15 protein-coding genes are annotated in these 14,419 nt (G+C 68.2%); 2 read left to right on the forward strand and 13 right to left on the reverse strand.

Annotated features, from left to right (window positions below; all coding sequences use genetic code 11):
* Positions 1-158: 158 nt before the first annotated feature.
* Entirely contained in the window at positions 159-1,088 is a 930-nt protein-coding gene (gene rsmI / locus CDO46_RS05235; RefSeq protein ID WP_087837512.1) for a 16S rRNA (cytidine(1402)-2'-O)-methyltransferase, read from the forward strand.
* 127 nt (positions 1,089-1,215) lie between these two features.
* On the opposite strand, the gene CDO46_RS28300 is transcribed toward rsmI, so the two are convergent.
* Both CDO46_RS28300 and CDO46_RS28305 read right to left on the reverse strand, forming a co-directional pair.
* Positions 1,216-2,094 (reverse strand): IclR family transcriptional regulator, encoded by an 879-nt coding sequence (locus CDO46_RS28300; protein ID WP_176400661.1) that lies wholly within the window; start codon positions 2,092-2,094, stop codon positions 1,216-1,218.
* 80 nt (positions 2,095-2,174) lie between these two features.
* The gene (locus CDO46_RS28305) at positions 2,175-2,843 is read right to left on the reverse strand and encodes a cupin domain-containing protein (protein ID WP_165963023.1); all 669 of its coding nucleotides are present in this window, start codon (positions 2,841-2,843) and stop codon (positions 2,175-2,177) included.
* A gap of 173 nt (positions 2,844-3,016) precedes the next feature.
* On the opposite strand from CDO46_RS28305, the gene CDO46_RS05250 reads away from it, so the two are divergent.
* Positions 3,017-4,273, forward strand: a complete 1,257-nt coding sequence (locus CDO46_RS05250; protein ID WP_087837514.1) for an MFS transporter — start codon at positions 3,017-3,019, stop codon at positions 4,271-4,273.
* 15 nt (positions 4,274-4,288) lie between these two features.
* On the opposite strand, the gene CDO46_RS05255 is transcribed toward CDO46_RS05250, so the two are convergent.
* The 11 genes from CDO46_RS05255 to CDO46_RS05305 all read right to left on the reverse strand — a co-directional run bounded on the left by CDO46_RS05255 (position 4,289) and on the right by CDO46_RS05305 (position 14,291).
* The gene (locus CDO46_RS05255) at positions 4,289-5,275 is read right to left on the reverse strand and encodes a septal ring lytic transglycosylase RlpA family protein (RefSeq protein WP_087837658.1); all 987 of its coding nucleotides are present in this window, start codon (positions 5,273-5,275) and stop codon (positions 4,289-4,291) included.
* A 126-nt stretch (positions 5,276-5,401) separates the two neighbouring features.
* Positions 5,402-6,319, reverse strand: coding sequence for an RNase adapter RapZ (rapZ, locus tag CDO46_RS05260; RefSeq protein WP_087837515.1), 918 nt, complete (start codon positions 6,317-6,319; stop codon positions 5,402-5,404).
* 346 nt (positions 6,320-6,665) lie between these two features.
* Positions 6,666-7,598: an HPr(Ser) kinase/phosphatase gene (gene hprK, locus CDO46_RS05265; protein WP_087837516.1), complete on the reverse strand. Its 933-nt coding sequence runs from the start codon at positions 7,596-7,598 to the stop codon at positions 6,666-6,668.
* 38 nt (positions 7,599-7,636) lie between these two features.
* On the reverse strand, positions 7,637-8,113 hold the full coding sequence (gene ptsN, locus CDO46_RS05270; protein ID WP_087837517.1) for a PTS IIA-like nitrogen regulatory protein PtsN: 477 nt from the start codon (positions 8,111-8,113) through the stop codon (positions 7,637-7,639).
* 421 nt (positions 8,114-8,534) lie between these two features.
* The gene (gene raiA / locus CDO46_RS05275) at positions 8,535-8,864 is read right to left on the reverse strand and encodes a ribosome-associated translation inhibitor RaiA (RefSeq protein ID WP_087837518.1); all 330 of its coding nucleotides are present in this window, start codon (positions 8,862-8,864) and stop codon (positions 8,535-8,537) included.
* Between the two features lie 275 nt (positions 8,865-9,139).
* Positions 9,140-10,615 carry an RNA polymerase factor sigma-54 gene (locus CDO46_RS05280; protein ID WP_087837519.1) on the reverse strand — a complete coding sequence of 492 codons (1,476 nt, stop codon included), beginning with the start codon at positions 10,613-10,615 and terminating at the stop codon, positions 9,140-9,142.
* A gap of 9 nt (positions 10,616-10,624) precedes the next feature.
* Complete coding sequence (lptB, locus tag CDO46_RS05285) at positions 10,625-11,434, reverse strand: LPS export ABC transporter ATP-binding protein (protein WP_087837520.1); 810 nt, start codon at positions 11,432-11,434, stop codon at positions 10,625-10,627.
* A complete protein-coding gene (gene lptA, locus CDO46_RS05290) occupies positions 11,431-12,039 on the reverse strand; it encodes a lipopolysaccharide transport periplasmic protein LptA (RefSeq protein WP_132979081.1) in 609 nt (202 codons plus the stop codon). The genes lptB and lptA overlap by 4 nt, the downstream gene beginning before the upstream one ends.
* A gap of 7 nt (positions 12,040-12,046) precedes the next feature.
* Positions 12,047-12,664: an LPS export ABC transporter periplasmic protein LptC gene (lptC, locus tag CDO46_RS05295; RefSeq protein ID WP_087837522.1), complete on the reverse strand. Its 618-nt coding sequence runs from the start codon at positions 12,662-12,664 to the stop codon at positions 12,047-12,049.
* Positions 12,661-13,269: an HAD family hydrolase gene (locus CDO46_RS05300; RefSeq protein WP_087837523.1), complete on the reverse strand. Its 609-nt coding sequence runs from the start codon at positions 13,267-13,269 to the stop codon at positions 12,661-12,663. Before CDO46_RS05300 ends, lptC begins: the two co-directional genes overlap by 4 nt.
* Positions 13,270-13,274: 5 nt before the next feature.
* On the reverse strand, positions 13,275-14,291 hold the full coding sequence (locus CDO46_RS05305) for an SIS domain-containing protein (protein WP_087837524.1): 1,017 nt from the start codon (positions 14,289-14,291) through the stop codon (positions 13,275-13,277).
* Between the last annotated feature and the right edge of the window lie 128 nt (positions 14,292-14,419).

Below are 14,419 nucleotides of genomic sequence, written 5' to 3' on the forward strand. Positions count from 1 at the left end.
GGCCTGCTGCGTGGGCGAGCGGCGGCGCGGCGACTCCGCTTCCTGCCGGCGGCCCGGCCGGGGGCGGCGGCGCGCCGCCCGCCGCTGCGCCGCATGGGCCAGGGCGTAGGCCTGCGTGTCGGCAGCCGTCATGCGCGCCCTCGCGGTATCCTCGCGCCATGGACAACGAATTCGAATCTTCCGGGCCCGCCACCGGCGCCTGGGAACGGTTGGCCGGCAAGGTCGCGGCGCAGCACTGGCCCGCCCCCGCGCTGTATGTCGTGGCCACCCCCATCGGCAACCTGGGCGACCTGAGCCTGAGGGCCCAGGCCTGCCTGCAGCGGGCCGACGTGATCGCCGCCGAAGACACGCGCATGACGCGCCCCCTGCTGGACGCCTGGGGCATTTCCACGCCCTTGATGGCGGCCCACCGGCACAACGAGGCGCAGGCGGCCCAGGCCATCGTCGGCCGGCTGGCCGCGGGCGAGCGGGTGGCCCTGGTTTCGGACGCCGGCGCGCCCGGCGTCAGCGATCCCGGTTCGCGCATCGTGCGCGAGGTGCGCGCGGCCGGCTACCCGGTGGTGCCGGTGCCCGGCGCCAGCGCCGTGATCGCCGCCCTGATGGCCAGCGGCGCAACCTCGGACGAGAATCCGGCGTTCGTCTTCGCCGGTTTCCCGCCTCCCAAGGCGGCCGCCCGCCAGCGCTGGCTGGCCCAGTGGTGCGCGCTGCCGGCGCCGGTGGTCATGTACGAGTCGCCGCACCGGATGGCCGCGACCATGGCCGACCTGCTGGCGGTGTGCGGCGCCGCGCGGCGACTGACCGTGGCGCGGGAGCTGACCAAGCGTTTCGAGGAGATCGCCGCCATGCCGCTGGCCGAGGCGCAGGCCTGGCTGGCCGCCCATCCCCAGCGGGCGCAGGGAGAGTTCGTGCTGATCGTGGAGGCGGCGCCCGAGGAAGCCGCCGGGGCGCTGGATGCCCGGACGGACGAGGTGCTGCGGGCCTTGCTGGATGTGCTGAGCGTGCGCGATAGCGCCAAGGTCGCGGCCCGCATCACCGGCGCGCCGCGCGATGCCTTGTATGCCCGTGCGCTGGCGCTGAAGGAAGCGTAGCGGCAAGGGAAAGCCACGGCGGGGCGGATAGGGAAGGGACATGGCATGGCGACCCGGGATGCGAGTCGCCCAGCATGCCTCAATCGGACGGGCGCCGGCGCGCCGGTAGGACAGGCGTGTCCCGGTCTCAGCCCGGCGCGGCCGCGCCCGCCTGGCCCGCGCCCAGCACGGCGGACACCGCGGCGGCCGCCTGCATCAGCTCCCGCACGGTATCCGGATGGGCCCGCGCCGGCAGGTAGTGGATCGAGGCGACGATGGCCAGCGCGCCGAACAGCGAGCCGTCGGCCTGGAAGATCGGCGCCGCCAGGGCGTTGATGCCGGTGAAGATTTCCTCGGGCGCCTCGGCCCAGCCGCGCTGGCGCACGAGCTGGATCTCGGCGCGCAGGCGGTCGGGGTCGGTGATGGTCTTGGGCGTGCTGGCCGCCAGGGGCTGGGACAGCATCGCGTCGCGCAGCGACGGCGGACCGAAGGCCAGCACGACCTTGCCCTGCGCCACGGTGTGGAAGCCGGGGAACTGCGTGCCGGGACTGAGCAGGATTTCCAGCGCGCTGCGGCCGCGCACGACGTCCAGCACGACGACCTTGTTGGGATCGAAGGTGGTGATGACGATGGTCTGCCCGACGCGGTTGCGCAGGTCTTCCATGATGGGCTTGGCCAGCGATACGACGTCGAACTGCTGCACCAGCTTGCGTCCCAGCAGGAACAGGCGCCAGCCCACGCGGTAGCGGCTGGTGCGCTTGTTCTGCGTGACGTAGCCCTGCTGGCGCAGGGCGGACAGGTGGCGATGCACGCGCGCCTTGGGCATTCCGAGCAGTTCGGCCAGTTCCGTGACCCCGCATTCGGTGCCCTGGGCCGCCATCAATTCCAGGATGCGCAGGGAGATGACCGAGGTCGACGAGATCGCGGCCTCGTCGCCCGAGGTCGGCAGCGCATGGCCGGTCTGGGCGTCGTCCGCGGCGGGTGCGGTGGCGTCGGAGGGAAGAAGGTCCGGGGCGGGGGGATGCATGGATCGAAGCGTGTCTTGGCAAGGCCGGTGGATTCTCGATGGACGCATGCCCGCCCCGTGCCTGGGCCGGGAAGCGCCCGTCAGGGCAGGGTCAGCATGCGCTCGCCGTACACATGATAATGCTGACGCTTGGGCTTGCCGGCGTCTTCCGGCAGAACATAGCGCAGGGAACTGCGCAGGCGGCATCCCTGGGGCAGGATGAAGCAGCGGATGAAGCTGGTGTCCGTGGCCTCGGTGGTGGGCGCCAGGACCGGGGCGTGGCCGAGCTCGAACCACGCCGAGCCTGCCGGATGCACCGTGGTCTTGCCCTGGGTCTCGATGGTGATTTCGCCCTTCAGGCAACAGCGTATGCCGGGGCCCTGGTGCACGTGCGTCAGCGCCACGCCGCCGGGCGGGAAGTCGACGCGGTCGCAGCGCATCAGCCAGTCGAACTGGCTGTCCAGCTCGATTTCCTGTTGCAGCTTGAGGGTGGACGTGGCGCCCGGGGCGCTGCGCAGCGTGCCCGCGGGAGCATCGGGCGCCACCAGTTCCCAGCGCCACAGCACGGCGTCTTCCTCGCCCGCCACCAGCGCGATCTGGTCCTGCCCGACCCAGGCCGATTCCTGGCGCTGGTGCTGGGTGCCGTCCGAGAACTCCACCGTGATCCCGCCCTGCACCACGTAGACCGACCGCGGCATCCGCGGCAGGTAGACCGGCGCGTGGCCGGCGGGGATGCGGTCTTCGTAAAGCCTGATGATGAAACTGCGCATGGATGACTCCTGAAGATATGGCCGGCCCCATGCCGGGCAACGGACCATTTGTATCGATAAACAATACGTTCGTATCATTTATCGTAAACCATGAATGCATGGCTTGGGAATATTCGGATAGAATATTTATCGATACGTTTGTATCGTTGATCGATACACCAAGGAGACGAAGCATGGCATCCTCCGCGACCTCGCTATCCGGCGTGGCCCAGGAAAAATGGTACGTAGGGCGTACCAAGGAACAATGGCGCGCGTTCGGTTCGGCCTACATAGGCTGGATGCTGGACATCATGGATCTGATGCTGTTTGCCATGGTGATCACGCACATGCGGGCCGAATTGAATTTCGACAGCGGCGCGGCCGGGGTCATCGCCTCGATGACGCTGCTGGCCACGGCCTTCGGCGGTCTGATCTTCGGTTTCCTGGCCGACCGGCTGGGCCGCACGCGGTCGCTGGTGCTCAGCATCGCGTGCTATTCCATCGGCACGGCCCTGTGCGGGTTCTCGCAGAACGTCACGCAGCTGCTGATCTTCCGCTTCCTGCTGGGACTGGGGATCGGCGGGGAATGGTCGGCGGGCGCGGCCCTGGTCACCGAGACGTGGCCGGCCAAGCACCGCGGCAAGGTGATGGCCTGGGTGCAGAGTGCCTTCGCGGCGGGCTACGCGCTGGCCGCCATCGTCGCGGCGCTGGTATTGCCCACGCTGGGCTGGCGCTGGGTGTTCGCCGTCGGACTGGCGCCCGCGCTGTTCGCGTTCTGGGTGCGCCGCCATGCGTCCGAGCCTGAAATCTGGGCGGGCCAGAAAGAGCGCCTGGGCGTCGGGGCGACCCTGAAGCTGCTGTTCGGGCAGCATCTGCGCAGCACGGTGGTCGGCCTGGCGTTCACGGCCGCCGCCATGTGCGGCTACTGGGGCTTGTTTACCTGGATTCCCACCTATCTCGCGACGCCCGTCAGCGCAGGGGGCGCCGGCCTGGACCTGACCAAGTCCACGACCTGGATCGTCATCATGCAGGTGGGCGCGGCGCTGGGTTTCGTCTGCTTCGGCTACATCGCCGACCGGATCGGCCGCCGCATGGCCTTCATCCTGTTCTTCCTGCTGTCGGCCGTGTGCGTGCCGCTGTACGTGCAGATCGAGTCCAGCCTGGTGCTGCTGGCGTTCGGGCCGCTGGTCGCGTTCGTGGGCACGGGCTTCTACAGCGGTTTCGCGCCCACCTTCGCCGAACTGTTCCCGACCAGTATCCGCGCGACCGCCCAGGGCTTCATCTACAACACCGGCCGGGCCACCAGCGCGCTGGCGCCGGCCGCCGTGGGGTTCTTCTCGGCCACCCACGGCGTGGCGAGCGCCCTGGGCGCCACTGCCGGGTTCTTCGCGCTGGCCGCGGTCATCGTGTATTTCTTCCTGCCCGAGACCAAAGGCGGCGAACTGGAATAGCGATCGCGCGCCCGGTCAGCGCACGACGATGACCGGGGCGATGTCCAGCCGCGCCTGCACGCGCTGCGCGGCCGCCAGCGCGCTCTCGCGCGAGGGGTAGGGGCCCAGGTGCACGCGGTGCAGGCTGTCGGTGTTCACGATGCGCAGCGGTTCGGCCTGCTCCCCCAGCTGGGACCGGATCCGGGCCGCCAGGTCTTCGGCGTTGCGCTGGCCGCTGAAGGCGCCTACTTGCAGGAAGATGCCCGATTGCGGCGCCGAGACCACCGGCGTGGTGGCGGCCAAGGGGACCTGCACGCCGCTCGCCATGGGACGAGGGACTGCCTGCATGGCGTTGCCGTCCGGCGAGGCGGACGCCAGCGGCGGCAGTTCCCGTATCTGGCTGGCCGGCGCCTGCGTGGCCACCGGAATGGCGACCACCTCGGCTTCGGCCGCCGGCGCGGGGGCGGCGGCCAGCATGGGGGCGCTGCCTCGCTCGCTGCGGATCCTGGCGATTTCCTCCGGTCCCAGCCACTCGACCTCGACCTCTCCGCTGCCCTGTGAGAGCAGGCCCAGCTTGTAGGCGGCCGTGTAGGAAAGGTCGATGATGCGGTCGCTGTGGAAGGGGCCGCGGTCGTTCACGCGCACGATCACCGACTTGCCCGTCCCGACCCGCGTGACGCGGGCGTAGCTGGGGATGGGCAGCGTGGTGTGGGCCGCGGTCATCGCGTACATGTCGTAGATCTCGCCGTTCGACGTGCGCGCGCCATGGAACTTGCGCCCGTACCACGACGCGATCCCGCGCACCTTGTAGGGCTGCATGGACGTGTCGGGCACGTAGCGCTTGCCGAAGATCACATAGGGCTTGTTGGCGCCGCTGGCCAGCGGCTCGACGGCCGGCAGCGGGTCGGGCACGAGATCCAGGTTGGCGGGCGGGTTGGACGGCGGACCGTCGTCCTTGTAGTAGCCGCCGCCGCGCGAACCCGAGGACCCCTTGGGCGTGGTGCCGCAAGCGGCCAGCAGCATCGCTGCGCAGACCGCCGCCAGGAGCAGGGGGCCTTCGGTCCTTCCGCGCGGTGGGCGGCTGGTGGTGGGGCGCGCGCCAGGCAAGGGAAGCCGGTCGGTCTGCTTCATCGTCTAGGGTCCTGAATGCTAAGGTCTGGCAAGCGGCGGCGCCTCGGTGGGGCCACCGCCCGGATCATAAAGGTCGAACTGCTTTTGTGCACGGTGGCGCACCAGCACCTGTCCCTGGCCCGCGAACATGGCGGCCAGTTGCTCCACCACGTAGACCGACCGGTGCGTCCCGCCCGTACAGCCTATGGCCACCGTCAGGTAGCTGCGCGTGTCCTGCATGTACTCCGGCAACCAGGTGCGGATGAAGGCGGCGATGTCGTCGATCATGCGCCCCACGCTGGGAATGGCTGCCAAAAAGTTCGCCACCGGGGCGTCCCGCCCCGTCAACGGCCGCAGGACCGGGTCGTAGTGGGGATTGGGCAGGCAGCGCACGTCGAACATCAGGTCCGCGTCCAGCGGCACGCTTTCCTTGAACGCGAACGATTCGAAGGTCAGGACCAGCGGCACGGTATCGGCCTGCACCACGTTGCGCACCCAGGACCGCAGTTGCGAGGGCGTCAGGCCCGTGGTGTCGATGACGTGCCCCAGTTCGCGCAGCGGCCCCAGCAACTCCCGCTCGTGCGCGATACAGGCTTCGACCGAGGGCGCCACGCCTTCGTGGAACAGCTTGTCGGTCAGCGGATGGCGGCGGCGCGATTCCGAATAGCGCTGCACCAGCGTGCCGGTATCGGCGTCCAGGAACACTACGCGGATCTCGGTGCCCAGCGCGCGCAGCGCATTGATGGTGCCGGGCAGGCTGGCGATGGCCCCGCTGGAACGCGCATCGATGGACACCCCGACACGCTGCAGCCCTTCATCGTGCGCGGCCGCGATGAAATCGTGAAGAAAGCGGACCGGAAGATTGTCGACGCAGTTGTAGCCGGCATCCTCCAGGGTACGAAGAGCCACGGACTTGCCCGAGCCCGAGATACCGGTGATGAAAACGACACGTAACACAGCAGGCTTTGCCTCGTAGGAGGTTCATTCATCGAAGCCTGAACAATAACGCACATTCGTCGCCCCCCCTACGCGCTTCGCGCGCCCCCCAGGGGGCGAAACCGGCGGACCGGCAAAGCCGGATCCGCGGTTTCCTGGGTCTAGGGAAACTATCTTGGATCGAAGCACTGTTGCTACCGCTGGCAGCCAGCGAAGCAACGGTGCCACAAACCAAGATAGCGGCACCAGACCCAGGATGCGGTGGATCCGGCTCCGCCGGTCCACCCGCATCGCCCCCTTGAGGGGGCCCGCGCAAGCGGGTAGGGGGTGGGCTTCCCTTGCGCCCGAAGGGCGTAGGGGGGGGCCTCTACGGCTCGCCGTTCTGGATCGCGTCCATCTGCCGTTCCATGAATTCGGTCATGGTGTCGATGCCACGCAGTTGCAGGATGGCGTTGCGCACCGCGGCTTCGACCAGTACGGCCAGGTTGCGGCCGGCGGCCACCGGCAGGACGACCTTGCGTATGGGCAGGGCCAGCACGTCCTGCGTCAGGGCCTGGAGGGGGAGGCGTTCGAAATTGGCTTCGGGCGAGGTGGTGCGGACCAGGTGGACGATGATCTTGAGCTTCATCTTCCGGCGCACCGAGGTCTCGCCGAAGATCGCGCGGATGTCCAGCAGGCCCAGGCCTCGCACTTCCAGCATGTTCTGCAGCAGCGGGGGGCAGCGGCCTTCGATGATGTTGGGCGCGATGCGGGAGAACTCCACCGCGTCGTCGGCCACCAGGCCGTGGCCGCGGGAGATCAGTTCGAGCGCAAGCTCGCTCTTGCCCAGGCCGGATTCGCCGGAGATCAGCACGCCCATGCCGAGCACGTCCATGAATACGCCGTGGACGGTGGTGACGGGGGCGAGCTTCTTGCCCAGGTAGATGCGCAGGAGGTCGATGACCTGAGCCGCCGAGCGGGGCGATGCCAGCAGCGGCACGCCGCGCTGTTCGCAGTGCTCCAGCAGGTCGGCCGGCGCGGCCAGGCCGTCGGCCATGATGATGGCCGGCACGCCGCTGGCCAGCAGCTCGTCCAGGTGGTGGGCGCGTCGGCGTGCTTCCAGCCGGGCATAGAACGCCAGTTCCTCGTGGCCGAAGACCTGGATGCGCGACGGGTGGATGAGGTTCAGGTGGCCGACCAGGTCGGCGGCGGCCAGGCAGGTGTCGGGCAGCGGCGAGCGATTCGCGTTCGAGCGCCCGGCCAGCCAGCTCAAGGAAATCTTGTCGGTGTTCTCGTCGACCAGTTTTTCGATAGTAAGCATGGGGCACACGGAGAAGGCGGCCGGCCGGGTCCGCCGGGTCAGACCGCGGCGTCGGACTGGGCCGGCTCCCAGTGGGTCAGCAGCGAATGGATCGCGCTGGCCGACGGTTCGGTGGCCAGGGCCTCGCGCAGCGCGCGGTTGGACAGCATCTGCGCCAGCTCGGACAGGATTTCCAGGTGTACCTGCGTAGCCTGCTCGGGCACCAGCAGGAACACCAGCATCTGCACCGGCTTGCCATCGGGGGCGTCGAAATTGATGGGCTGGGCCAGGCGCACGAAGGCGGCCACGGCATCTGTCAGTCCCTTGATGCGGCCGTGCGGCACGGCAACGCCTTGCCCCAGGCCGGTCGAGCCGAGCCGTTCGCGCGCGAACAGGCTGTCGAACACCACCGAGCGGGCGATGCCGTGATTGTTCTCGAACAAAAGGCCGACTTGTTCGAAAACGCGCTTCTTGCTGGTGACTTCCAGATCAAGCAGCACGTTCGAAGGGGGGAGTATCCGCGAGATCAGATTCATAACGTATGCGCCGGTCGGGCGATACAAATTCGCACAATAGATGGACCAGGCGACATCTTTTGGAGATGGACGTCGATTATAGCCACCGGCCCGGTTCTGTCACGGAAAGCGGCACTTTTGTGCCCCGCAAACAACCCGTCCGTATCCCGACCCGGCATCACATGCCCTCGTCCCACGAAGGAAGCGCCCACCCGGGACCCTACACAGTCCCTCGAAAACCATGGCGCAGCGCGGCATTTCTCGATCCCGATCACGGCTAACTGGACGCAAACCCATCCCTTAAACGTTACAACGGCGGGAAAAGCCTCCTTTCCCCGCCGACCGATGTTTACCCCCAGGGCACAGCGGATCCGACTTTGCCGGTCCGCCAGTGCCGCCCCCTTGAGGGGGCGCGCGAAGCGCGTAGGGGGTGGGCTTCCTTTCAGGGCGAAGGGGGGGGCACCCTCTTTATTGCTTCCTCGACCCGAGGTCGCTGGACCTTGTCCTTGTACTTGATGACCTGGCGGTCGACTTTATCGACAAGGGCATCGATGGCCGCGTATAGATTTTCTTCTTGGGCCTCGCAATGGACGTCCTTGCCTCGGAGATGCATGGTGATTTCCGCGCTGTGGCGCAGTTTTTCCACGGAAAGCAGCACCTGGATATCGATGACGTGATCGAAATGCCTCAGCACCCGCGTGAGCTTGTTCAGGACGTACTCACGTATGGCAGGGGTCACGATGAGGTGATGTCCGCTGATGCTCAGATTCATGTAAAGCCCTCCTTGAAGCAATGTACCGGGAGACTTCCCCGGAGCCCGCGCCCATGTCCGCAGGGCATGGGCGCTTGTGGCACGAGCGTGCCACTTTGCTTGCGTCGCTCCGATGTTCCGGATGTCGCCACGCAATCGAAGTGGCTGGCACATGCGTTTTCAGCGGTTGCTATAAAGATGAGCCTTTATCCGGGGCTTTCAAGTACGGTCTAACCCTAGCATCGCGATTGGGTGATGGATACGCGGCATGCGATGCCGCGCGGGCGCGATCCGTACTAGATGCTCTTACGCAGCGAAACCGGCGGAATCTTGAGCGCTTCGCGGTATTTGGCCACCGTGCGGCGGGCCACGACGATACCCTGCTCCCCCAGCGTCTGCGCAAGTTGGCTGTCGGATAGTGGCTGGGTAGGATCCTCCGCACCAATGAGTTGCTTGATCAGCGCACGGATCGCCGTGGACGATGCCGCTCCTCCGGTCTCCGTGGCGACGTGGCTGCCGAAGAAATACTTGAGCTCGAAAGTCCCCAGGGGGGTAAGCATGTATTTCTGCGTAGTGACGCGTGAGATCGTCGACTCATGCAAGCCTAGTGTATCTGCTATTTCGCGTAATACAAGAGGCCGCATGGCGACTTCGCCATGGTTGAGGAAACCCTGCTGCCGGTCGACGATGGCCTGGGCCACGCGCAGGATGGTGTCGAAGCGTTGCTGGACATTGCGTATCAGCCAGCGCGCCTCCTGCAGCTGCGAGGACAGCCCGGGATGGGCCGAGCTGCGTTCCGATTTCAGGATCTGCGCGTACATCTGGTTGATGCGCAGCCGCGGCATGGCTTCGCCGTTGAGCGTCGCGCGCCACTGGTTGCCGACCTTGCGCACGATCACGTCGGGCACGACGTAGTCCGCCGCGGGCGACGAATAGCGCGAACCGGGCCGGGGGTCGAGCCGGCGGATCAGGCTCTGGGCCGCGCGCAACTGGTCGTCGTTGCAGCCCAGCGCCTTGCGCAGCTTGGCGTAGTCACGCGCACCCAGCAGGGGCAGGTGCTGGGCCGCGATCTGGCGGGCCAGCGCCAGCACCTCGGCATCGCGGGCCTCGGGCAGGCAGTCGAGGTCCGGCGTGCGCAATTGCAGGCAGAGGCATTCGGAAATGTTGCGGGCGCCCACGCCGGCAGGGTCGAAGGACTGGAGCAGCCCCAGCGCGGAGCGCAGTTCGTCGGCGTCGATTTCCAGCTCGGGCGGGAACAGCGCGGCGAGCTCTTCCAGCGACACGTCCAGATAGCCGTTGTCGTCCAGCTCGTCGACCAGCGCCGTCACCAGCGCCGCATCGCGCGGCGTGGCCTGCGTGAGCGCGAGCTGGCCCAGCAGGTGCTCGCGCAGCGACGCGTCGGGCGCGGCCAGTTGCGGCGCGGTGTCGTCGTCGTGTTCGCCGCCGGGGCGGTGCAGCTCCGGCATGTCGGGCAGGTCCGGTCCGTCGCCGGCGTCGGCCGGCGTCGGGGCTTCCACGGTCTCGCCGCCGGGTTCCCCGTCGGCTTCCGGCGCGGCGGGCGCGGTCGTGTGCATGCTGCCGTCGGCGTCGACCCGCAGCGTAGCCGCCACGGGATCGTCCTCGCGTTCGAGCAGCGGGTTCTCTTGCAGGATCTGCTCGATCTCGTGCTCGAGTTCGAGGGTCGACAGCTGCAGCAGCTTGATCGACTGCTGCAGCGCCGGCGTCAGCGCCAGGTGCTGGGAGGTGCGAAGTTGGAGTCCGGGTTTGAGCATGGGCACCGCTTACATGCGGAAGTGTTCTCCGAGGTAGACCCGCCGCACGGCCGGATCGCCGACGATCTCCTCGGGGTGTCCGCTGGCCAGTACCGTGCCGTCGCTGATGATGTAGGCGCGGTCGCAGATGCCCAGGGTCTCGCGCACGTTGTGATCGGTGATGAGCACGCCTATGCCGCGTCCCTTGAGGAAGCGCACGATGCGCTGGATCTCGATGACGGCGATGGGGTCCACGCCGGCGAAGGGTTCGTCCAGCAGGATGAAGCGCGGATTGGTGGCGAGCGCGCGCGCGATCTCGACGCGGCGGCGTTCGCCGCCGGACAGCGAGATTGCGGCGTTGCTGCGGATGTGTCCGATCTGCAATTCGTCCAGCAGCGATTCCAGGCTTTCGTTCACCTGTTTCGCGTCCAGCGGCGCGCCCTGTTCGTTGCGCTGCAGCTCGAGCACCGCGCGGATGTTCTGTTCGACGTTGAGCCGGCGGAAGACCGAGGCGTCCTGGGGCAGGTAGGAAAGCCCCAGCCGCGCGCGCTTGTGGATGGGCAGGCTGGTGACCGAGACGCGATCGATATCTATGCTGCCGGCGTCGGCGGGCACCAGTCCGACGATCATGTAGAAGCAGGTGGTCTTGCCCGCGCCGTTGGGGCCCAGCAGTCCCACCACCTCGCCGCCGTCCACGTGCAGCGACACGTTCTTGACCACCGTGCGTCCTTGATAGGACTTGCGCAGGCCTTCGGCCCGCAGGCGGCCGTCGCCCCGGGCGGACTCTTCGGCGCGCGGCGCCCCGGCCGGCGTTCCGGCCTCGACGAGCGGCGCGTTCATTGTGCCGCCTTGCCCGAGGTCGGGGCGCCGCAGCCCGCCGCCGGCGCGCCGGCGGCCGTCTGGCCGCGCGGCTGGATGATGGTGCGCACGCGCTGGTTGGACGTCGGGGCTTGCGGCCCGCCGGTGGCGGTGTAGGTATCGGTGCGCTGGTTGTAGGTCACGCGCTGGCCGCGCACTTCGTCGACCATCTGTTCGCAGGCCAGGCGCTTGACGACCGCCTTCGAGATGAAATGGATCAGCTCGCCGCGTCCGTCGTACTCGACGCGTTCGGCCACGCCCTCGACGTATTCGTCCGTGCCTTCGCGCCGCTGGCGCACGTTGACCAGCTTGCCGCCGTTGGCGGTGGCGACGCCGAACTGGTAGCCCTCGGCGTCCTCGCGCAGCTCGAGGCGGTCGGCGCGCAGGATCAGCGAGCCCTTGGTCAGCACGACGTTGCCGGTGAAGATGCTGGTCTGCTTCAGGTCGTCGTAGCGCAGCGCGTCGGCATCCACCGTCGTCGGCTGGTTGCGGTCGGCGGCGGCCGCGAGCGCCTGGGCGCCGCAGGCGAGGGCCGCCAGGGCGAGCATGGCCTGGGCGGCGTATCGGGAAAATCGGTGATGTGGCACGGTGTTTCTATCCTTTGGATGGCTGTCGGGCCGAGGGAGCGGCCGGCCGCGTGCTGCCCGGCACGATCTGCACCCGCGTCTGCTCGTTGACCTTCAGTTCGCGCGAGACGTTGTCGTAGCGCATGCCGCGTCCCTGTATGCGCGTGGTGCCGTTGACCACGGTGGCGGGCAGGTCCGTGTAGGCGACATCCTCGTCGGGCAGCAGGGTGACTTCCTCGCTGCGTATGTCGAGCTCGGGACGTCCCTGCCCGGCCAGCCTCCGCAACTGGACGTCGCCGCGCATGACCACGCGCGCGCCGTCCTGGTCCATCCTGGCGTGCTGCGAGGTCGCCGTCATGGTCGGCCGCTCGGTGCGCTGGCTGACCGCGCGGAACTGCGTGACTTCCGAGGAGTCGTCGTCCGGGTAGTGCTCCAGCCGGTCGCCTTCCATGCGCGTCATCGGCATGCCGTGCTCGTCGCTGCGGACCATGACGAACTGCTCGACGAAGGAGTCGATCTCGTGGGTCAGCCGGCGCGGAGGATCTTCCTTGACCGCCCGCTTGGCATAGTCGGCCGCCCACCACGTGCCGGCCACCAGGGCGGCCAGCAGCGCGATCGATACCCCGGAGGCGAGTCGGTCTTTCATTGGGGAGAGGATCCGGCGGTGATGGTCGTGCGGGTGCGGCTGGTGATGTAGCCGCCCAGCCGGCCCTGCGCGGCCAGGATCAGGTCGCAGCACTCGCGTGCCGCGCCATCTCCGGCGGGGCGGGTGGCCACCCAGTGGGCGGCCTGGGCGACGTAGACCGGCGCTTCCGCCACGCTGGCGGCGAAGCCCACGCGCTGCATGGCGGCCAGGTCGATGATGTCGTCGCCCATAAAGCCGACCGCGTCCAGCTCGACGTTGCAGCGCTGCGCCAGCGCGGTCACGGCCGCGCTCTTGTCGCGCACGCCCTGCTGGACCTCGGAGATGCCCAGCTCGGCGGCGCGCCGCGATACGGTGGGCGAGTCGCGCCCGGTCATGAACACGACCTCGATGCCGCTTTCGTGCAGCATGCGCAGCCCGAAGCCGTCCAGCGCATGGAAGCGCTTCACGGTCTCGCCGTGCTCGCCGTAGTAGAGGCGGCCGTCGGTCAGGACGCCGTCGACGTCGAAGATCATCAGTCGCAGCCGGGAGACGCGTTCGCGCACGTCTTGCGGCACGCGGGCCAGGATCAGGGCTTCGGCCGGATGGGGAGTGAGGGGGATCGCCATGGAACTCAGAGCACCTTTGCTGCCATCAGGTCGTGGGTATGGAGGGCGCCGACCAGCCTGCCGGTGGCGTCGAGCACCAGCAACTGGTTCTTGCGGTTGTCGTCCATCAGCGCGGCTGCCTCGGTGGCGAGCGCGTCAGGACCGATGTGAAGGGGGTTGCGCGTCATGCCGGCGACCACGGTCAGGTTGCGGATGTCGCCTTCGCGCTCGATCAGGCGGCGCAGGTCGCCATCGGTGAAGATGCCGACCACCCGGTCGCCGTCGAGGACTGCGGTCATGCCCATGCTCTTGCGGGTGATTTCCACCAGGGCTTCGGTGACCGAGGCCGTGACCGGCACGATGGGCAGGTCCTTGCCGGTGCGCATGACGTCGCTGACATGGGTCAGCAGGCGGCGGCCCAGGGCGCCGCCCGGGTGGGACCGGGCGAAATCCTCTGGGCCGAAGCCGCGCGCCTCGAGGCAGGCCACCGCCAGCGCGTCGCCCAGCGCCAGCGCGGTCGTGGTGCTGGCGGTGGGGGCGAGGTTCAGCGGGCAGGCTTCCTGGGGCACGCTGGCGTCCAGGTGCACGTCGGCGAGCTGGGCCAGTTCGGAATCCGGGTTGCCGGTGATCGCGATCAGCGGCGATCCCAGGCGCTTGACGACGGGCACGATGGTCAGCAGTTCGGCCGTCGTGCCCGAATACGATATCGTGACCAGCACGTCGTTGGCGGTGATCATGCCCAGGTCGCCGTGGACGGCCTCGGCCGCGTGGACGAAGAAGGCCGGCGTGCCGGTCGAGGCGAACGTGGCGGCGACCTTGCGGGCGATGTGCCCGGACTTGCCGATGCCGCTGACCACCACGCGTCCGGGGCAGGCCAGCAGGATGTCGACCGCGCGCACGAACGTGCGGTCCAGGCGGCTGGACAGGGCCTTGAGCGCCTCGATTTCCACCGCCAGGGTGCTGCGGGCCGAATCGATGATGTCGACGGGGCCGGAAGCGCCGGGAACGTATACGTTGGACGTGCCGTTGTCTGAGGTGTTCATGATGGGTCTGAGCCGGTACCGTGGAAGGGCGGGCAGCGAAAAACGCGCCTCGTGTCGCCTTGCGCGGCAACGGTCATTCAATTGCGATGATCTACCAGTATAGTAGCAAGGGCACGATCCTTGCTTCA

It is taken from the genome of Pigmentiphaga sp. NML030171, assembly GCF_002188635.1.
In the GTDB taxonomy this organism is placed as follows: Bacteria; Pseudomonadota; Gammaproteobacteria; order Burkholderiales; family Burkholderiaceae_B; genus Pigmentiphaga; species Pigmentiphaga daeguensis.